The 19,412-nt window shown below is 66.2% G+C and carries 14 protein-coding genes and 1 pseudogene; 8 read left to right on the top strand and 7 right to left on the bottom strand.

Annotation, left to right across the window (positions count from 1 at the left end):
- Positions 1-34: 34 nt before the first annotated feature.
- A complete protein-coding gene (gene iolG, locus AB4Y99_RS19175; protein WP_441524428.1) occupies positions 35-1,054 on the bottom strand; it encodes an inositol 2-dehydrogenase in 1,020 nt (339 codons plus the stop codon).
- A 39-nt stretch (positions 1,055-1,093) separates the two neighbouring features.
- Complete coding sequence (locus AB4Y99_RS19170; RefSeq protein WP_441524427.1) at positions 1,094-1,894, bottom strand: SDR family oxidoreductase; 801 nt, start codon at positions 1,892-1,894, stop codon at positions 1,094-1,096.
- A gap of 330 nt (positions 1,895-2,224) precedes the next feature.
- On the opposite strand from AB4Y99_RS19170, the gene purU reads away from it, so the two are divergent.
- The 5 genes and pseudogenes from purU (at position 2,225) to AB4Y99_RS19145 (ending at position 8,761) form a co-directional block, all read left to right on the top strand.
- Positions 2,225-3,088, top strand: a complete 864-nt coding sequence (purU, locus tag AB4Y99_RS19165) for a formyltetrahydrofolate deformylase (protein WP_038364511.1) — start codon at positions 2,225-2,227, stop codon at positions 3,086-3,088.
- 210 nt (positions 3,089-3,298) lie between these two features.
- Entirely contained in the window at positions 3,299-5,086 is a 1,788-nt protein-coding gene (locus AB4Y99_RS19160; RefSeq protein WP_038364513.1) for a peptide ABC transporter substrate-binding protein, read from the top strand.
- A gap of 150 nt (positions 5,087-5,236) precedes the next feature.
- On the top strand, positions 5,237-6,196 hold the full coding sequence (locus tag AB4Y99_RS19155) for an ABC transporter permease (RefSeq protein WP_441524426.1): 960 nt from the start codon (positions 5,237-5,239) through the stop codon (positions 6,194-6,196).
- Complete coding sequence (locus AB4Y99_RS19150; RefSeq protein ID WP_038364517.1) at positions 6,162-7,103, top strand: ABC transporter permease; 942 nt, start codon at positions 6,162-6,164, stop codon at positions 7,101-7,103. The genes AB4Y99_RS19155 and AB4Y99_RS19150 overlap by 35 nt, the downstream gene beginning before the upstream one ends.
- 18 nt (positions 7,104-7,121) lie before the next feature.
- A pseudogene (locus AB4Y99_RS19145) lies at positions 7,122-8,761 on the top strand (ABC transporter ATP-binding protein).
- Between the two features lie 91 nt (positions 8,762-8,852).
- On the opposite strand, the gene AB4Y99_RS19140 reads toward AB4Y99_RS19145, so the two are convergent.
- Positions 8,853-9,368 carry a YqhA family protein gene (locus AB4Y99_RS19140; protein ID WP_051988187.1) on the bottom strand — a complete coding sequence of 172 codons (516 nt, stop codon included), beginning with the start codon at positions 9,366-9,368 and terminating at the stop codon, positions 8,853-8,855.
- Between the two features lie 236 nt (positions 9,369-9,604).
- Between AB4Y99_RS19140 and AB4Y99_RS19135 the strand changes: the two genes are divergently transcribed.
- On the top strand, positions 9,605-10,690 hold the full coding sequence (locus tag AB4Y99_RS19135) for a YeiH family protein (protein ID WP_441524429.1): 1,086 nt from the start codon (positions 9,605-9,607) through the stop codon (positions 10,688-10,690).
- Between the two features lie 59 nt (positions 10,691-10,749).
- Here the strand turns inward: AB4Y99_RS19135 and AB4Y99_RS19130 are convergent, their stop codons facing one another.
- The 3 genes from AB4Y99_RS19130 to AB4Y99_RS19120 form a co-directional block, all read right to left on the bottom strand.
- Positions 10,750-12,789, bottom strand: coding sequence for an NAD(+) synthase (locus AB4Y99_RS19130; protein WP_441524425.1), 2,040 nt, complete (start codon positions 12,787-12,789; stop codon positions 10,750-10,752).
- 175 nt (positions 12,790-12,964) lie between these two features.
- Positions 12,965-14,005 carry an NAD-dependent epimerase gene (locus AB4Y99_RS19125; RefSeq protein WP_441524424.1) on the bottom strand — a complete coding sequence of 347 codons (1,041 nt, stop codon included), beginning with the start codon at positions 14,003-14,005 and terminating at the stop codon, positions 12,965-12,967.
- 103 nt (positions 14,006-14,108) lie between these two features.
- A complete protein-coding gene (locus AB4Y99_RS19120; RefSeq protein ID WP_441524423.1) occupies positions 14,109-15,458 on the bottom strand; it encodes a nucleotide sugar dehydrogenase in 1,350 nt (449 codons plus the stop codon).
- Between the two features lie 339 nt (positions 15,459-15,797).
- On the opposite strand from AB4Y99_RS19120, the gene AB4Y99_RS19115 reads away from it, so the two are divergent.
- Both AB4Y99_RS19115 and AB4Y99_RS19110 read left to right on the top strand, forming a co-directional pair.
- Complete coding sequence (locus AB4Y99_RS19115; RefSeq protein WP_441524422.1) at positions 15,798-17,462, top strand: GMC family oxidoreductase; 1,665 nt, start codon at positions 15,798-15,800, stop codon at positions 17,460-17,462.
- A 74-nt stretch (positions 17,463-17,536) separates the two neighbouring features.
- Positions 17,537-18,064: a hypothetical protein gene (locus AB4Y99_RS19110; RefSeq protein ID WP_081925506.1), complete on the top strand. Its 528-nt coding sequence runs from the start codon at positions 17,537-17,539 to the stop codon at positions 18,062-18,064.
- A gap of 4 nt (positions 18,065-18,068) precedes the next feature.
- Here AB4Y99_RS19110 and AB4Y99_RS19105 read toward each other — a convergent pair whose 3' ends face one another.
- Complete coding sequence (locus AB4Y99_RS19105; RefSeq protein ID WP_441524421.1) at positions 18,069-19,373, bottom strand: MFS transporter; 1,305 nt, start codon at positions 19,371-19,373, stop codon at positions 18,069-18,071.
- Between the last annotated feature and the right edge of the window lie 39 nt (positions 19,374-19,412).

Raw genomic sequence — 19,412 nt, 5'->3', positions numbered from 1 at the left:
GCGTAATAGCGCAGATCGCGTTCCGCCGGGGTCATCAGTTCGCTCCCAGATCGACGCGGACGGGCTTGCCGGTCTGCGCCGACTCGGTCGCGGCATCGGCGAGGATCTGCGCCTTCAAGCCATCGAGGCCGGTCGGAGACGGCGCGGCCTTGCCGTGGCAGGCAGCGATGAAGGCGTCGAGCTCGGCGCGATAGGCCGCGGCATAGCGCTCCAGGAAGAAGTTCTGCACCGGATCGGCCCGGAAACCCTGCCCGGTCGCGATCTCGACCGTCGTCTCATGGATGTTGCCGGCGCGCAGCATGCCCTGCGAGCCGTGGACCTCGATGCGCTGGTCATAGCCGTAGGTGGCGCGGCGCGAGTTCGAGATCTGGGCGATTTTGCCCGAGGCCGTCTTCATGACGACGGCGGCGGTGTCGACATCGCCGGCCTCGCCGATCGCCTTGTCGACGAGGGCGGAGCCAAGCGCGAAGACCTCGACCGGCTCCTCGGCCAGCAGGAAGCGCGCCATGTCGAAGTCGTGGATCATCATGTCGCGGAAGAGCCCGCCGGAGCGCCTGACATAATCGACCGGCGGCGGCGAGGGATCGCGCGAGATCACCGTGACGATCTCGATCGCGCCGGCCTCGCCCGAACGCAGACGCTTCTCCAGCGCGGCGAAATTCGGATCGAAGCGGCGGTTGAAGCCGATCATCAGCGGCTTGCCGGATTTTTCGACCGTGGCGAGGCAGCGGCGGATGCGGGCGGCGTCGAGATCGACCGGCTTCTCGCAGAACACGGCCTTGCCGGCGGCGACCGCCTGCTCGATCAGATCGGCATGGGTGTCGGTCGGGGTGCAGATCAGCACGGCGTCGATCGCCGGATCGGCGAGAATCGCCTCGGTGCTCGCAACCTTCGCGCCGGTGGCGGCAGCGAGCGAGGCGGCGGCCTCCGGCATCGCGTCGGTGACGGCGGCAAGCTCGGCATCGCCCCGCGCGGCGACGTTCAGCCCGTGAATGCGCCCGATGCGGCCGGCGCCCAGCAATCCGATCTTCATGGTGTCTTCAAGTCCCGTCATCGTTTCCGCAGCCGTCCTGCAGCGATCCGCCCCGGAGCGCTAGTCATGCGCGCCGAGAATATTCTGGTCGAAATCGATATTGGCTCCGGTCATCAGCCCGGATTCGTCGGAAGCGAGATAGGCCACCGCCTTGGCGACCTCGCGCGGATCGATCAGCCGGCCGAAAGGCTGGGAGGCCGAAGCTTCCTCCAGCCAGCCATCCTTGGCGTCGTGGCGCAGCTTCATGATCGCGTCCTCGCCCGGCGTCGCCATCCAGCCGATATTGAGGCCGTTGCAGCGGATGCGGTGCTTGATGAGGCCGTAGGCGACGTTCTTCGTCAGCACGCCAAGCGCGCCCTTGGAGACGCTGTAGGCGGAGAGGAAGGGCTGACCGCCATGGGCCGACATCGACTGGATGTTGACGAGTGCGCCCGCAATGCCCTGCCGGCGCATCAACTCGGCCGCATCCTGGATCAGGAAGAAGGGCGCCCGCAGATTGACCGCCATGATGCGCTCATAGAGCGCGGGCTCGGTGTCGAAGATCGTGCCGCGATCGGTGTCGCCGGCGGCGTTGACGAGAATGTCGAGCCGCCCGAAGGCCTTTTCCGCCGCCGGGACGATCTGCCTGACGGCGTCGAGATCGGCGAGATCGACACGGTGGAAGAGCGCCTCGCAGCCCGCCGCGCGCAGGCTCGCGGCGACCGCCTCGCCGCGCGCGGCATTGCGCCCGGTCAACAGGATGGCGCGGAGGCCGCGGCCGGCGAATTCATGGGCGATCGCCTCGCCGAGCCCCTGGCTGGCGCCGGTGACGATCGCGACCCGGCCCTCGAGGCTGCGGCTGAAACTTGCGGCTTGCGGCACCTGCGCCGGCTCCCTGAAAACGGCAGAAATTTTTTAGTTCCACTTTTGTTGGAATAAACATTCCATTTTCGGGGAGGCCAAGTCAAGACGACCCGGAGGCCGGCGCTTGACAAGATCGGCCCGACGCGGTGTTGCAGAGGTGCGGCCATGGCACGGTCGCGCTGGAACGGTTCCCCACGCCCATGACGGCACCAGCCCCGACGAGCCCGGCCAGAGCCGGCACCCGCCCGGCCAACGGCCGAGGTTGACGGCAGCGCGTCGCGCGCCGCCCGCCCCATCGCCATCCCCCGTCATTCCTGCCGAAGGGCCGCCGAACCGGCGGCATCAGCCATGCTCGAACACATCTCCATCCTCACCCTGTCCTGCCCCAACCGGCCCGGCATCGTCGCGGCGGTCTCGACGCTGCTGTTCGAGGCCGGCTGCAATATCCTCGATGCCCAACAGTTCGACGACACCGAGACCGGGCGCTTCTTCATGCGCGTCGTCTTCAACCGGCTGGAAGGCAGCCAGCCGCACGAAGCCATCGCGGCCGCCGTCGACGGGCTCGCCGAACGCTTCGCGATGCAAGCCAGCCTGCGCGAGGTCGGGCGGAAGAAGCGCGTGATGCTGCTGGTCTCGAAATTCGACCATTGCCTGGCCGACCTGCTCTATCGCTGGCGCATCGGCGAACTGCCGATGGAGATCACCGGCATCGTCTCGAACCATGCGCGCGAGCATATCGCCTCGACCGATCTCGGCACGCTGCCGTTCCACCACATGCCGGTGACGCGCCAGAGCAAGATGGAGCAGGAAGCGGAGATCTGGCGCCTGATCCAGGAGACGAAGACCGACCTCGTCGTCCTCGCCCGCTACATGCAGATCCTGTCCGATGGATTTTCAGCCAAGCTCGCCGGCCGCTGCATCAATATCCATCACTCGTTCCTGCCCGGCTTCAAGGGCGCCAAGCCCTATCACCAGGCCCATGAACGCGGGGTCAAGCTGATCGGCGCCACCGCGCATTACGTCACGCCCGATCTCGACGAAGGCCCGATCATCGAGCAGGACGTCGAGCGCATCTCGCACCGCGACACGCCGGAAGACCTCGTCCGCAAGGGGCGCGACATCGAGCGCCGCGTCCTGGCCCGGGCGGTGCTCAACCATTTGGAAGATCGCGTGCTCCTCAACGGGCAAAAAACTGTCGTCTTCACCGACTGATTCGCACAAAATTGCACAACCGGCGCGGTTCGGCGAAAAAACTCCCGTAGCCCGGGAATGTCAGCCGGCTAGCGCGGGCAAATCCAGAATTTGCACCGCGCTGCACAGTTGACGCTTTCGTTGGCACATGCCTTGCTGAGGCCGCAACCATAACAATGGCGCCAGAGCGCCGGGGATGCTTTTTGTTTTTTTTAAGGTGGAGGCAATCCGATGAAAGACCAGGAAATCCGCGGCCTGATCGCGGATGTGAAGGAAGGCACGCTGTCGCGACGCTCCTTCATCCAGAAAATGGCGGCAGTCGGCATCGCCGCTCCGATCGCGAGCCAAATTCTCGTCTGGAACGACGTGGCGATGGCGAATGCCACGCTCGAATACAAGCCGACCAAGGCCGGCGGCGGCGGACCGCTCAAGATCCTGCTCTGGCAGGCGCCGACCCTGCTGAACCCGCATTTTGCCTCGGGCACCAAGGACCAGATCGCCTCGCGCATCTTCTATGAGCCGCTCGCCGGCTGGGACAAGGAAGGCAACCTCATCCCCTGCCTCGCCGCCGAGGTGCCGACGAAGGCGAATGGCGGCCTCTCGGCCGACGGCCTGAGCGTCACCTGGAAGCTGAAGCCCGGCGTGAAATGGCATGACGGCAAGCCGTTCACGGCCGACGACGTCGTCTTCACCTGGGAATACGCCAAGGAGCCGGCGACCGCCGCCTACACCACGGGCTCCTACACCAACATCAAGGTCGAGAAGGTCGACGATCTCACGGTCAAGGTGATCTTCCAGCAGCCGACGCCGTTCTGGGCCGACCCCTTCGTCGGCACCGTCGGCCAGATCCTGCCCAAGCACCGCTTCGGCGATTATGTCGGCGCCAAGTCGCGCGAGGCGCCGGACAACCTGAAGCCCATCGGCACCGGCCCCTACAAGTTCGTCGACTTCAAGCCGGGCGACGTGCTGACCGGCGAGCGCAACCCCGACTACCATATCAAGAACCAGCCCGCCTTCGACACGCTCGAGGTCAAGGGCGGCGGTGACGCGGTCTCGGCGGCGCGCGCCGTGCTGCAGACCGGCGAATACGACTATGCCTGGAACCTGCAGGTCGAGGACGAGGTCCTCAAGCGCATGGAGACCGGCGGACGCGGCAAGGTCAGCACGGTTCCCTCGGGCGATATCGAGTTCATCATCCTGAACCCGACCGATCCGTGGACCGAGGTCGACGGCGAGCGTTCCAGCGTCAAGACCAAGCACCCGACGCTGAGCGATCCGAAGGTGCGCGAGGCGATCAACCTGCTGATCGACCGCGACTCGGTCCAGAAGTTCATCTATGGCCGCGGCGGCATCGCGACCGCGAGCTTCGTCAACGAGCCCAAGCAGTTCAAGTCGACCAAGCTCAAATACGAGTTCAACATCGACAAGGCCAACAAGATCCTCGACGAGGCCGGCTGGAAGAAGGGCTCCGACGGCATTCGCGAAAAGGACGGCAAGAAGCTCAAATACGTCTTCCAGACCTCGATCAACGCCCCGCGCCAGAAGACCCAGGCCATCATCAAGCAGGCCTGCCAGCGCGCCGGCATCGATCTGGAGCTGAAGTCGGTCACGGCCTCGGTGTTCTTCTCCTCGGACGTCGCCAACCCCGACACCTACACCAAGCTCTATGTCGACATGGAGATGTACACGACCACGCAGCCGCAGCCCGATCCGGAGCGCTTCCTCAACCAGTTCGTCTCCTGGGAGATCGCCAACAAGGAGAACAAGTGGCTGGGCCGCAACGTCTCGCGCTACTCGGATCCGGCTGCCGACGAGGCCTACAAGGCCGCTCAGAAGGAGCTCGACCCGGCCAAGCGCGCCGCGCTGCTGATCAAGGTCAACGAGATCTTCTGCGAGGCCAACATCATCCTGCCGCTGCTCTCGCGCACCCGCGTCGCCGCGGCGGCGAACAACGTCATGCACGACCATTCCGGCTGGGACGTCGATACCTGGAACATTGCGGCCTGGTATCGGAGCTGAGCTTGAAAACGCCCTTCACGCAGTCTTTCGCTGTGTGAAGGGCGGCTGCATCGGCTTGCCCCTCCTGTGCCAAAAGTGCAGGAGGGCTTGCCGATTGCTACCGGCGTTCAGTCCGCGGCCCGGCCGCGCACGCAAAGAGAAACAAACTTCATGGCGACATATCTGATACGGCGGCTTCTTATCGCCATTCCAAGCCTGCTCGGCATCAGCCTGATCCTGTTCACGGTCCTGGCGCTCGCGCCGGGCGATCCTTTCTCGGAGATGGCGACGAATCCGAACGTGCCGCCTGAGGTGCGCGAGGCCATCCGCGCCAGCTTCGGCCTCAACGACCCGATTTTCGTGCGCTATCTGCGCTGGCTCTCCGCCATGGCCCAGGGCGACTGGGGCTTCTCCTTCGCCAGCCGCATCAATGTCGACCAGCTCATCCTGCAGCGCCTGCCGACCACGCTGTTCGTCGTCGGCTCCTCGCAGATCCTGGCGCTGTGCGTCGCGCTGCCCGTCGGCATCTACGCCGCGACGCGGCCCTATTCCGTCTTCGACCAGATCGCCAACACGCTGGCCTTCATCGGCTTCTCGCTGCCGACCTTCTTCACCGGCCTGCTCTTCATCCTGCTGTTCTCGGTGACGCTCGACTGGTTTCCCTTCGTCTACCGCTCCGACATCGCCGCGACCGGCTGGCGCTGGTATTGGGAGATGTTCCGCCAGGCGATCATGCCGATCACCGTGCTCGGCCTGTTCCAGGCAGCGTCCTATACGCGCTATGTGCGTTCCTCGGTGCTCGACGTGATCCGGCTCGACTATGTCACGACGGCCCGCGCCAAGGGCCTCAGCGAGCGCAAGGTCACGCTGCGCCACATCACGCGCAACGCGCTGATCCCGGTGGTGACGCTGGTCGCGCTGCAGATGCCCGCCGTGTTCGGCGGCGCGCTCGTGACCGAGCAGATCTTTCGCGTGCCGGGCATCGGCTCGMTGCTGATCGACGCAATCCTCGCCAACGACACCCCAGTCATCATGGCCGTGACCTTCGTGTTCGCCTGCCTGGTGGTCCTGTTCAACCTCATTGCGGATGTTCTTTATGGCTGGCTCGACCCTCGCATCTCCTTCAGCTGAACCGGCCGTGGCGGCGCGCGCCACCACGGCGGCGGTTTCGCCGGGGCGCGAGACCTGGCGGCGCTTCAAGCGCCACCGCCTCGCCGTGGTCAGCAGCTTCATCCTCGGCTTCCTGATCCTCGGCGTGGTCGTCGGCCCCTGGCTGTGGCCGGTCGCGATCAACGACATCGACTTCACGGCGCAATTGCAGGGACCGTCCTTCGCTCACCCGCTCGGGACCGACGATCTCGGCCAGGATATCCTGGCGCGCATGATGTATGGCGGGCGCATCTCGCTCTCCGTGGGTCTCGCGGCCATGGTGGTGGCGACCTTCGTCGGTGTGATCATCGGCGCGCTCGCCGGCATGTCGCGCAAGGTCGCCGACCCCGTTCTGATGTGGGTGACGGACCTGTTCCTGTCGCTGCCGCAGCTACCCCTGCTGCTGCTGGTGATCTATCTCTTCCGCGAGCAGCTCAAGGCGCTCTTCGGCGTCGAGGGCGGCGTCTTCGTGCTGATCGTCGTCGTCATCGGCGGCCTGCGCTGGATGCCCGTCGCCCGGCTGGTGCGGGCGCAGTTCCTGTCGCTGCGCGAGAAGGAATTCGTCGAGGCGGCCCGCGCCCAGGGCGCGACCAAGCTCAGGCAGATGTTCGCCCATATCCTGCCCAACGCGCTCGGGCCCGTCATCGTCGCGGCGACAATCGAGGTCTCCGCGGCGATCATCGCCGAATCGACGCTCTCCTTCCTCGGGCTGGGCTTCCCGCCCGACATCCCGACCTGGGGGCGCCTGCTGTTCGACGCCAAGGACCATCTCGATTCCGCGCCGCACTGGGCGCTGTTCCCCGGTGCCGCGATCTTCCTCACCGTGTTGTCGATCAACTTCATCGGCGACGGCCTGCGTGACGCTCTCGACCCGCGCCGCGTGATCTGATCCAGAGAAGGACCTGACATGACCTCCCCGATCCTCTCCGTTTCCAACCTGACCACCTCCTTCCGCGTGGAGGGACAGTGGAAGTCGGTGGTCCGCAACATCTCCTTCGACATCAAGCCGAAGGAGACCCTGGCGGTGGTYGGCGAGTCCGGCTCCGGCAAGAGCGTCACCGCGCTCTCGATCATGCGGCTGACCCCGCCCGGCTCGAGCAAGATCGAAGGCTCGATCAAACTCAACGGCAAGGAGCTTCTGACGCTGCCCGACGCGGATATGCGCCATATCCGCGGCAACGAGATSGCGATGATCTTCCAGGAGCCGATGACCKCGCTGAACCCGGTGCTGACCATCGGCYTCCAGATCGCCGAGGCGCTGATCCTGCATCGTGGCCTGTCGCGCTCCGAGGCCGAGGCCGAGACGATCCGCCTGCTGGAGAAGGTCCGCATCCCCGCCGCGAAGTCGCGCTTCCACGAATATCCGCACCGCTTCTCGGGCGGCATGCGCCAGCGCGTGATGATCGCGATGGCGCTGGCCTGCAAGCCCAAGCTGCTGATCGCCGACGAGCCGACGACCGCGCTCGACGTGACCATCCAGGCGCAGATCCTGGAGTTGATCAAGACGCTGCAGGACGAGGAGGGCATGTCCGTCCTCTTCATCACCCACGAGTGCCGACCGAGACGCCCGACACCGTCCAGGCGGCCGAGCGTCCCGTCCTCGAAGTCGCCGGCCTCACCACCCGCTTCGAGATCCGCGGCGGCCTGCTCTCCTCGGTCAAGGGCCGGGTGCATGCGGTCGAGAACGTCTCCTTCAGCCTGAAGGCCGGCGAGACGCTGGCGCTGGTCGGCGAATCCGGCTGCGGCAAGTCGACCACCGGCCGCTCGGTGATGCGCCTGATCGAGCCGCTCACCGGCTCGGTGCTGCTCGACGGCGTCGACGTGCTGAAGCTCAACCAGCATGACCTGCGCGAACAGCGCAAGCGCATGCAGATGATCTTCCAGGACCCCTTCGCCTCGCTCAATCCGCGCATGAATGTCGGGACCGCGATCGCCGAGCCGCTGCTGATCAACAACCTCGCCAGCCGCTCGGAGGCGCGCGACAAGGTGGCGGACCTGCTCAAGCGCGTCGGCCTCTCGCCCGACATGGCCAACCGCTTCCCGCAYGARTTCTCGGGCGGCCAGCGCCAGCGCATCTGCATCGCCCGCGCGCTCGCGGTCGAGCCGCGCCTGATCGTGGCCGACGAGGCGGTCTCGGCGCTCGACGTCTCGGTGAAGGCGCAGGTGGTCAACCTGATGCTCGACCTGCAGGCGCGCATGGGGCTGGGCTATCTCTTCATCTCGCACGACATGGCGGTGGTGGAGCGCGTCAGCCATCGCGTGGCGGTGATGTATCTTGGCGAGATCGTCGAGATCGGCCCGCGCGTCTCGATCTTCGAGAACCCGCAGCACCCCTACACCAAGCGCCTGCTGGCCGCCGTGCCGGTCGCCGATCCCGCCCGTCGCCTGATCAAGCGCCCGGTCTCGAACGACGAGATCAAGAGCCCGGTCCGCGCCCCCGACTACGAGCCGCCGGTGCGCCAGTATCGCGAGGTCTCGCCCGGCCATGCCGTGATGATCTGGGGCGAGGAATGGGAGAAGAAGGATCCGGCCGCGATCGCGGCCTGAGCCCTTCCAAGATCGAGACGATCAGCCCGTGGCGCGAGCCGCGGGTTTTTTGTTGGGGTGTGGCCGCTGCTTCAGCGGTCCTCGATTGGCCCTAATGCTTTGGCGGCTCAGCCTCTCCGACGCGATCCGCGATCGCCATGAGCAGCATCGTCAGCGCAAAGCCCAACATGATGGCGATGAGCCATCCGAGCTTCGTACTATCCGCGCTGTTCTCGATATCCAGGAACCACTCCAGAACGTTCACCGCCGCGATGGCGACGATGGATGCAAGCAGCCTTTGCTTCAGACCCGAAAACCCCACATTTGCCAGGCTGGTTGGCCAGGCCGGGCGTTGCTGGACGTCGATCGGCGCCAAGAAATTCTCGTAGCTCGAGCAGATCACGATGACGATCAGATTTGCCGTCAAGGCAATGTCGACGAGCTTCAAGCTGCCGACAATGATTTCGGACGGATCGGACATCCGGGCGCTCGTGAAAAAATCGAACAGCTTCAGCGCGAAATTGAAGAGCAGCGCCGCGAGGGTGAGGATCAGGCCAAGGAGAAAGGGCGCCAGGAACCAGCGGGAATTTGCGATGATGGCTTCAAGCGTCAAGCGCAAGCGATTCATGACGAACTCCCTGTGGCTTCTGCCCCCGGGCGAACATTGTGAAAGCTGAATTTGCCAGAATGGCTCGGTCACGCCAATCGGAAGGTGTTGCCGAAGCGCCCTGCATCGGCTCCGCAAACACGCGCGAGCGGGCCAATCGTTCGACCCAATGAAACGGAACGATCGCAACAATGCGATAGACAGCATAATTCTTCTCCGATTAGGTCCGCGGAGAAGAAGGTTCTCCCATGGCCGATATGCGCTCCGTCACTCCGTTGCCCGCGCCCTCCCCTTCAGCGCTGAGGGGCCTGGGGCGAATCCTGCCCGGCCTGGGGCTCTGCGCCGGCATCAGCGCGATCGCCTTCGCGCTGGAGCATCTCGAGGCCTTCGCCACGGGCCGCGCCTGGCTTGAAGCCCTGGTGCTGGCCATCCTGATCGGCACCGCTGTCCGCACGATCTGGACGCCCTCCGAAATGTGGCGCGCGGGCATCGCCTTCTCGGCGAAGACCGTTCTGGAAATCGCCATCGTGCTGCTCGGCGCGTCCTTGAATGTCGCGATGATCATCGCCGCCGGACCGGCGTTGATTGCCGGCATCGCGGCGGTGGTGTCGGTCGCGCTCGTCGTCAGCTTCCTGCTCGGCCGGGCGCTGGGGCTGCCGAAGCGCATGGCCGTCCTCGTCGCCTGCGGCAATTCGATCTGCGGCAACTCGGCCATCGCCGCCGTCGCGCCGGTCATCGGTGCGGACGGCAAGGATGTGGCCGCCTCCATCGCCTTCACCGCTGTGCTGGGCGTTCTGGTGGTGCTCGGCCTGCCCCTTCTCGTCCCGCTCCTGAGCCTGTCCGAGACCCAGTACGGCGTTCTCGCCGGGTTGACGGTCTATGCCGTCCCCCAGGTCCTTGCCGCCACCGCGCCGGTCGCGGCCGCCAGCGTGCAGATCGGGACTCTCGTCAAGCTCGTCCGCGTCCTCATGTTGGGCCCCGTCGTGCTCGCGCTCTCCGTCCTGGGCCACAGGCTGCGGGACGATGTCGGCGCGACCGGCACAGGCGGCGTCAAGCCGGCGTCGCAACGGGTGGCCTTCAATAAACTCGTGCCGTGGTTCATCATCGCCTTCCTGGGGATGGCGGCGTTGCGTACGCACGGTTTCATCCCGGAAGTCGCGCTCGCACCCATCGCCACGACCGCGACCATCCTCACCATCATCTCGATGGCGGCCCTGGGTCTCGGGGTCGATATCCGCGTCGTTGCCAGAGCCGGCGGGCGGGTCACCGCCGCGGTCACGCTTTCCCTGCTTGCCTTGGCGGCTGTCAGCCTCGGCCTCATCCGAGTGCTCGGCGTCAGCTGAGCGCCCCACCACCGAACCAAGGGCGGTCGGGCGATCCGCTCCGATCGCCGCTGCTTCGCTCAGTCCGGGATGCGCGCCCAATCGGCCAGCCACGGTGCCGCCGAAGCATCGCTCGGCGCACGCCAGTCGCCGCGCGGCGAGAGCGAGCCGCCCGACGAGACCTTCGGGCCGTTCGGCATGGCCGAGCGCTTGAACTGGCTCGTCTCGAAGAAGCGCCGGATGAAGACGCCGAGCCAGCGCTTGATCACCGGCAGGTCGTAGGCGACGCGCTTGCCTTCCTCCATATTGGGCGGCCAGGCGCCCTTGGCGGCATCGCGCCAGGCATGTTCGGCAAGGAAGGCGATCTTGCTCGGCCTGAAGCCGTAGCGCGTCGTGTAGAACAGGTTGAAATCCTGCAGCGCATAGGGGCCGACGAAATCCTCGGTCTTCTGCGCCGGCTTGTCGCCATCACCCGGCACCAGCTCGGGCGAGATTTCGGTGGCGAGGATGTCGAGCATCACGGCGGACGCCTCCGCGCCGAAGCGGCCGGACTGCGCCACCCAGCGGATCAGATGCTGAATCAGCGTCTTCGGCACCGAGCCGTTGACGTTGTAATGCGACATCTGATCGCCGACGCCATAGGTGCACCAGCCGAGCGCCAATTCCGACAAATCGCCGGTGCCCATCACCAGCGCATTGTGCCGGTTGGCGAGGCGGAAGAGCACGGAGGTGCGCGCCCCGGCCTGCACATTTTCAAACGTAATATCGTAGACGGGCTCGCCCGCGGCGAAGGGGTGGCCGATATCGACCAGCATCTGCCGGCAGGCCGGCGTCATGTCGATTTCCTCGGCGCTGACGCCGAGCGACCGCATCAGGCGCCAGGCATTGTCCTTGGTGCCCTGGCTGGTGGCGAAAGCCGGCAGCGTATAGGCGAGGATGTTCTCGCGCGGCAGCCCGAGCGCATCGAAGGTATGGGCGGCAACGATCAGCGCCTGCGTCGAGTCGAGGCCGCCGGAGACGCCGATCACCACCTTGTCGATCCGCGTGCTTTCCAGCCGCTTGCGCAGGCCATGCGACTGGATGTTGTAGGCCTCGAAGCAGAGCTCGTTCAGCCGCGCATCGTCGCTCGGCACGAAGGGAAAGCGTTCCACGGCGCGGGCAAGGCCCAGATCGCGCTCCCGGTCCGGTTCCAGCGCGAAGTCGATGCGGCGGAAGGCGAGCTTCTCGCGGTGAACGTCGATGCTGTCGCCAAAGGTGTTCTGGCGAATGCGGTCCATCGCCAGCCGCTCGAGGTCGATATCGGCGAGGATAAGCTCCGGCTCGGCGGCGAAGCGCTCGGCTTCGGCCAGCAGCGCGCCGTTCTCGTAGATCATCGCCTGCCCGTCCCAGGCGAGATCGGTGGTCGACTCGCCCGTGCCGGCGGCGGAATAGGCATAGGCCGCGATGCAGCGCCCCGAATGGGCTTTGCAAAGCGCATGGCGCCAGTCGGATTTACCGATGGTGACGTTGCTGGCCGAGAGGTTCAGCAGCACGGTCGCGCCGGCGAGCGCGCCGAAGGACGAGGGCGGGATCGGCGTCCAGACATCCTCGCAGATCTCCATATGGACGATGAAATCCGGGATATCGGTCGCCGCCAGCAGCAGATCCGTGCCGAAAGGCACCTCCTGGCCGCAGATGTCGATATAGAGGGCCCCTGCCCGCTCGCCCGAGGCGAACTGGCGGCGCTCGTAGAACTCGCGATAGTTCGGCAGATAGGTCTTCGGCACCACGGCGAGGATGCGGCCGCGATGGATCGCGACGGCGCAGTTGAACAGCCGCCCCTCGACCCGCAGCGGCGCGCCGACGACCGCGACGCAACGCAGGCTGCGGCTCTCCTCGACGAGGCGCGCCAGCGCCGCGCTCACCGCGTCGAGCAGCGCGTTCTGCTGCAGGAGGTCGTCGATCGCATAGGCGCTGATGCCGAGCTCCGGGAACAGACAGAGCGAGGCGCCGCCTTCATCGGCCCGGCGCAGCAGCTTCACCGTCTCCGCGACGTTGAAAGCCGGATCCGCCACCTTCAGCCGCGGCGCGGCGCAGGCGAGACGAACCAGGCCGTGCTCGTGGATATTCGCGAAACTCATCGAGACTCCGTTGGGCTCGGACACCGAAGACGCGGCACATCGCTTATCGCGCAGACGGCCTGTGCGGAGCAAGGCGGCCCCGGTCATGGCTGCCGCGACGCGCGGTCAGATGCCCGCAGTGGCTGCCTTCGATTCGCGCGACGCGATGCGGCTCGAACTGGGCCCGCCTCCCGGCTCAGACGCGGTAGAAATCGCGAAACCAGGCGACGAAGCGGGGAATGCCGACCTCGATCGGCGTATCCGGCCGGAAATCGACCGTAGCGGCCAAATCGGCCACATCGGCATAGGTCGCCGGCACGTCGCCGGGCTGCGCGGGCAGGTGACGCCTGATCGCCTTACGCCCGCAGGCGTCTTCAACCACGTCGATGAAGTGCGAGAGCGCCACCGGAGTGTGGTTGCCGATGTTGTAAATGCGCCATGGCGCCGTGGATGTCGCCGGATCGGGGCGCCCGGGGTCGAAAGCCGGGTTCGCCGCCGCGGGTTGCGCGGCAAGGCGCACGATCGCTTCGCAGATATCATCGACATAGGTGAAGTCGCGGCTCATCTGCGCTTCGGCATAGACGTCGATCGGTCTGCCCTCGAGGATCGCCTTGGTGAATTTGAAATAGGCCATATCCGGCCTGCCCCAGGGCCCGTAGACCGTGAAGAACCGCAGCCCCGTCATCGGAATCCCGTAGAGATGGGCATAGGAATGCGCCATCAGCTCGTTCGCCCGCTTGGTCGCGGCGTAAAGGGAAACCGGATGGTCGGCGCCGTCATGCTCGCTGAACGGCACCTTCGCATTCGCGCCATAGACGGAACTCGAAGAGGCATAGACGAGATGGCCGACGGCATGCCGGCGGCTCGCCTCTAGCACCGAGAGAAAACCGTCGAGATTGGCGCTGGCATAGGCGCGCGGATTTTCAAGCGAGTAGCGGACACCCGCCTGCGCCGCCAGATGGATGATCGCATCGGGGCGGAATGCACCGATCGCCGCGTCGAAGGCGTCATGATCGGCGATGTCGATCTGCTCGAAGGAAAAGCCGTTGCGGCCCAGCAGCCGGGCGAGGCGCGCCTGCTTCAACGCCGGATCATAATAGGGGACGAGGGCATCGACGCCCAAGACCTCGACGCCACGCTCCAGCAGCGCCTCCGCGACATGAAGGCCGATAAAGCCCGCGGCTCCCGTCACGACGACACGGTTCAACGACAGGCTGTGATTCAATGGGTCACCCATGACAAGACATCGCAGCTCCTCTCATCGCAACGAGTCGGGGCTGGTGGCAAGAGGCCGGAAGGAAAACAATCCTGCCTCAAGCCGGTCGGACAGCCTCCGGACGTCACGCCTTGATGACATTGTCCGCGAGCGCGCCGTTGCGTTCACAGGCATTGCGCGTGTCGACGACGAGGCGCGCCTCCGCAACGAGTCTCCTATAGTCGACCGCATCATGATCGGTCGCGATGAGCACTGCATCAAAACTGCCGATCGTCCCGGAAGCCAGCGCGATGGAGCGACGCCCGGCCAGGCTGCCATGCTCCCGCGTATGCGGGATGATGGGAACATGCGGGTCGTGGTAGGACGCCTGGGCGCCGCGTTGCTCGATCAGCTCGATCAGGCGCAGTGACGGGCTTTCGCGCATGTCGTCGACGTTCTTCTTGTAGGCGGCGCCGATGACAAGAATCCGCGCCCCATTCAGTCCGCGCGCAAAATGCCGATCCAAACCCTGCGCCAGCCGTTCGACAACCAGATGCGGCATCGCCGTGTTGATTTCGCCGGCCAGCTCTATGAAGCGCGCGGTGATTCCGTATTCCCGTGCTTTCCAAGAGAGATAGAAGGGATCGATCGGGATGCAGTGCCCCCCCAGTCCGGGCCCAGGATAAAACGGCATGAAGCCGAATGGCTTGGTCTTGGCCGCGTCGATAACCTCCCAGATATCGATGCCCATCGCCGCATAGATCGACTTCAGCTYGTTGACGAGGGCGATATTGACCGAACGGAAGATATTCTCTGTCAGCTTGACGGCTTCGGCCACAGAGGTCGACGAGACCGGCACGGTCTGAACGACGAGTTCGCCGTACAAGGCCTGCGCTATCGCGAGCGCCTCAGGGCCGTCGCCACCAACGACCTTTGGGATCGAAGCGGTGCCAAAGCGCTGATTGCCCGGATCTTCCCGCTCGGGCGAGAAGGCCAGGTAGAAATCCGTCCCGCTTTTCAAGCCGGTTCGTTCGAGGATCGGCTTGAGGACTTCCTCGGTGGTCCCTGGGTAGGTCGTGGACTCCAGCGCGATGAACTGCCCCTTCCGCAAACGTCGCGCTATCGCTTCCGCGGTCCGGACAATGAAGCTCAGATCCGGCTCGCGGTGGCGCGTGAGCGGCGTCGGCACACAGATGATGAGACCATCGGGCTCGTCCAGCTGCGAAAAATCATCCGTGGCGAGAAAGCGCCCCGCCTTCGCTGCCCCCGCAAGATCGTCGGCCTGAATATGCTTGATGCCGGTCCTGCCCTCGTTGAGCTCGGACACGCGGGCGGAGTTGATATCGAAGCCGAGCACCTGGAATCCGGCACGGAGAGCGGCCAGGGCGAGCGGGACGCCGACATAGCCCAGCCCGATGATCCCGACCCGGAAGCTGCGGTCCGACACGCCCTGCAGCAGTTTCTTCGCCGCCGCATCCGGCAGGATCTCAGTCATGGCGCTCATTCTCGGATCAACGGCAGCGGGAGCTTCGACGCCAGGGTCACGCCTTGCTTCCCGTCGCGAAACGGATGCATGCGAACGCCCGGCCATCTCATCTTCGGCCACATCGTCGCGGCGATGACAAGTCTGCAGCGGTGGRTTCTGCAGGCAAAGCGAGACCGTTAACGCGCGTCCAGCCCGGCGGAACGCGATCCACCCTCAGGGTCCGGGGCGCCGCAGAGAAGCAGCATGGATGTGCACAAGCACGCGCTGACACGGCGTTCCGACCTATGTCAGATTGCATATCCACTGCCGGCGAACAGGCAGGCTCGCAGCCGGATTCTTGGAAACGCCATGCCCGATACGCCTTCGACCGACCGCCGCCTGATCGGCACTTTCGACTATGTCGTCATCGGTGCGGGCTCGGCCGGCTGCGTCGTCGCCAACCGGCTGGCGGCCGACCCGAAACAGAAAGTCATGGTGCTGGAGGCCGGCGGCAAGGACGACTGGATCTGGTTCCACATTCCGGTCGGCTATCTCTTCGCCATCGGCAATCCGCGCGCCGACTGGATGTTCCAGACCGAGCCGCAAGCGGGGCTCGGCGGCCGGGTGCTGGCCTATCCGCGCGGCAAGGTCGTCGGCGGCTCGTCGGCGATCAACGCCATGGTCTATATGCGCGGCCAGGCGGCCGATTACGATGGCTGGCGCCAGCGCGGCCTCTCCGGCTGGGGCTGGGACGATGTGCTGCCCTATTTCCTCAGACATGAGGACCATATCGCGCCGCCTCCCGGGGGGCTGCACAGGGCCGGCGGAGAATGGCGCGTCGAGCATCCGCGGGTACGCTGGGCGATCCTCGACGCCATCCGCGACGCGGCCGAGGCGGCCGGCATCGCCAAGATCCCGGATTTCAACACCGGCGACAATGAAGGCTCCTCCTATTTTCAGGTGAACCAGCGGCGCGGGCGGCGGCTGAGTGCCTTCAATGCTTTCCTGAGGCCGCTTCTCGACCAGCGCGACCGCAGCAATCTGCGGCTGGAGACGCGGGTGCATGTCGAGCGCATCGTCTTCGAGGGGGGCCGCGCGACCGCCGTCGAATTCACCCATGGCGCGGGCACGCCGAGCGCGGAGAAGCTCAGGGTGGATGTGCGCGGCGAGGTGCTGCTGTCGGCCGGCGCCGTTGCCTCCCCGCTCCTGCTCGAACGCTCCGGCATCGGCGGCGGCGCCCATCTCCAGTCGCTCGGGATCGAGACGCTGGTCGACGCGCCCGGCGTCGGCGCGAACCTGCAGGACCATCTGCAGATCCGGCCGGTCTACAAGGTCCATGGCGTCAAGACGCTSAACAGCGACTATGCSARRCTCTGGCGCMGGCCGCTGATGGCGCTGGAATGGGCGGCGCTGCGCACCGGCCCCCTGACCATGGCGCCCTCGCAGGTCGGCGCCTTCGCCAAATCCTCGCCGGACTACGCGACGGCGAATCTGCAATATCATTTCCAGCCGCTGTCGCTGGATAGCTGGGGATCGGGCCTGCATCCCTTCGACGCCTTCACGGCGAGCGTCTGCAATCTCAGGCCGTCGAGCCGGGGCAGCGTGCATCTGCGTTCGGCCGATCCCTATGACGGACCGGTCATTTCCCCGAACTATCTCGATACGGAGGAGGATCGGCAGGTCGCAATCGATGCGCTGAAGCTGACGCGGCGGATCGTGGCGCAGGCGCCGCTCGCCCGCTTCCGGCCGGAGGAATATCTGCCGGGCGCGGCCGCCGATTCCGACGCGGCGCTGCTGGAGGCCGCCGGCAAGCTCGGCACGACGATCTTCCATCCCGTCGGCACGGCGAAGATGGGCCGCGCCGACGATCCCCTCGCCGTGCTGGACGAAAGGCTCAAGGTGCGCGGCGTGAGCGGGCTGCGCGTCATCGATGCCTCGGTGATGCCGGCCATCACCTCGGGCAACACCGCCAACCCGACCATGATGATCGCCGAGAAGGGCGCGGCGATGCTCAAGGAGGATGCGCGCCGCTGAGCGGGGCATGTCCCGGATGCGCCGCGCCGCAGGCTTTGAAACGCCATCAATTCAGGCTTATGAATCCGGCTGCGATGTCCGATCCGTTTTCGCCTCCGCCCGCCCCGAAGCGCGGCCCGCTCAAGCGCGGGCTGCTCGCGGTGCTGCGCGCGATCCTCGTCGTCTTCATCGTCCTCGACGAGCTGCTGCGGCCGCTCTACCGACCACTGATCCGCCGGCTTGCCGATTTGCGCGTCGTGCAAAAGCTGGAGGAGAAAGTCGCCGCCCTGCCGCGCCCGCTCGTGCTGCTGGCGCTGGCGATCCCCTTCGCGATCGCCGAACCGCTGAAGATTTTCGGCCTGCTGCTGTTCGCGCGCGGACAGTTCTGGCCCGGGCTCGTCGTGACCGCCTTCGCGCATCTGATGAGCTTCGTCCTGGTCGAGCGCATCTATGAGGCCGGGCGCGAGAAGCTGCTGAGCTATCGCTGGTTCGCCTGGATCATGGCGCAGGTGGTGCGGGTGCGCGACACCGTGCTCGGCTGGGTCAGGGAGACCTCAGCCTATGGCTTCGCCATGCGGACGCGCGACGCCGCGCGCCGCTGGTGGCGCACCATGCTGGCCTGAAGGTTTACGCCGCGCGGCTGCGGGCGAGCACGAAGAGGGCCGCCGCCGCCAGGGCGGACAGCACGATCAGCACCAGCGTCGAGACCGTGACGCCGCCGCGTTCCAGCGCGACGGCGAAGACGAGCGGCGCCGCCGCCTTGATGACGAGGCCGGGCGCCGCGAGCTTGCCCATCGTCGCACCGAAGCCGACCGGCCCGAAAAGCTGGAGCGGCACCGTGCCGCGCACGATCGAGCCCAGCCCCATGCTGATGCCGAAGGCGACCGCAAAGAGGCCGGCGACCACCGGCAATGCGCCCCCGATCAACAGGAGCGCGAGGCCGAGCGGCATCAGGCAGGCCGAGACCCAGGCCGTGGTCACCGGCGGCACGGCCTTCCCGAACAGCATCTCAACGAGGCGCCCCGCAACCTGGGACGGCCCGAGCATCGTGCCGATGCCCACCGCCACGGCCGCGCTGAGCCCGAAACCGCGCAGCAGCGCCAGCAGATGCACGGCCATGGCGGAGACGACAAAGCCCTGCAGCGAGAAGGCGAGCGCCAGCAGCAGGAAAGCGCGACGGCGCGCCTCGCCCCCGAGATAGGCCGGCGCCGCGATCGCGCCGGCATTGTCCGGGATCGCCGCAGGCTGGGCGGCCGCACGGCGGACCCGGCCGGGCAGGAAGGCGAGATGCAGCGGCGCGCAGATGACGAGCTGCGACAGGCCGTAGAGCCGGTAGACGCCGCGCCAGTCGAGGATGGCGAGCAGGGTGCTGGTCAGAGGCCAGAACAGGGTCGAGGCGAAGCCGGCGATCAGGGTGAGCTGGCTGATCGCGCGGCGCGCCCGGTCGCCACGCGCCTGACTCAGCGCCGTGAAGGCGGCATCGTAGAACACCGCGGTCGTGACCGCCTGGAGCACCACCATCGCCGCGACATAGCTGACGATGCCGCGCACCTCGGCGAGCGCCATCAGAGAAAGCCCAGCCAGGACAGAACCTAGCGTCATCACCAGCCGGGTGCCGTAGCGGTCGATCAGGCTCCCCGTCACCGGCGCGACCGCGCCGCCCAGCAGCAGGCCGACGGCGAAACCGCCGAAGGTCCATTCCGGCGCCCAGCCGAATTCGGCGCTGATGCGCGGCGCGAGCACGGTGAAGGCGTAATAGAGCGCGCCATAGCCGAAGATCTGGGTGACGCCGAGCGCGGGGATCAGCGCCGGCCCGCCCGGCCGGAAGAGATGCGGCGGYACGCCGCGATCCTCCCTAGACGACCTGGTTGCGCAGGCTCTGCTCGCCGCGCGCCAGCCTGTCGAGATTGTCGAGGAGCATGTCGACGACATTGCGCTCGTAGAGCCGCGTCTCGCCGGCGCTGTGGGGGG

Source organism: Allobosea sp. TAB14, from assembly GCF_052113865.1.
GTDB classification, from domain to species: domain Bacteria; phylum Pseudomonadota; class Alphaproteobacteria; order Rhizobiales; family Beijerinckiaceae; genus Allobosea; species Allobosea spartocytisi.
The sequence above is the reverse complement of the archived record's forward strand: the minus strand, read 5'-3'. Positions and strand labels throughout refer to the sequence as shown.

Excerpts from the sequence above, each read along its gene's own strand:
- AB4Y99_RS19130 (WP_441524425.1), bottom strand. The coding sequence starts at position 12,789 with ATGAGTTTCGCGAATATCCACGAGCACGGCCTGGTTCGTCTCGCCTGC.
- AB4Y99_RS19135 (WP_441524429.1), top strand. The coding sequence starts at position 9,605 with ATGCGCTCCGTCACTCCGTTGCCCGCGCCCTCCCCTTCAGCGCTGAGG.
- AB4Y99_RS19125 (WP_441524424.1), bottom strand. The coding sequence starts at position 14,005 with ATGGGTGACCCATTGAATCACAGCCTGTCGTTGAACCGTGTCGTCGTG.
- AB4Y99_RS19110 (WP_081925506.1), top strand. The coding sequence starts at position 17,537 with ATGTCCGATCCGTTTTCGCCTCCGCCCGCCCCGAAGCGCGGCCCGCTC.
- iolG (WP_441524428.1), bottom strand. The coding sequence starts at position 1,054 with ATGACGGGACTTGAAGACACCATGAAGATCGGATTGCTGGGCGCCGGC.
- AB4Y99_RS19150 (WP_038364517.1), top strand. The coding sequence starts at position 6,162 with ATGGCTGGCTCGACCCTCGCATCTCCTTCAGCTGAACCGGCCGTGGCG.
- AB4Y99_RS19140 (WP_051988187.1), bottom strand. The coding sequence starts at position 9,368 with ATGAATCGCTTGCGCTTGACGCTTGAAGCCATCATCGCAAATTCCCGC.
- purU (WP_038364511.1), top strand. The coding sequence starts at position 2,225 with ATGCTCGAACACATCTCCATCCTCACCCTGTCCTGCCCCAACCGGCCC.
- AB4Y99_RS19160 (WP_038364513.1), top strand. The coding sequence starts at position 3,299 with ATGAAAGACCAGGAAATCCGCGGCCTGATCGCGGATGTGAAGGAAGGC.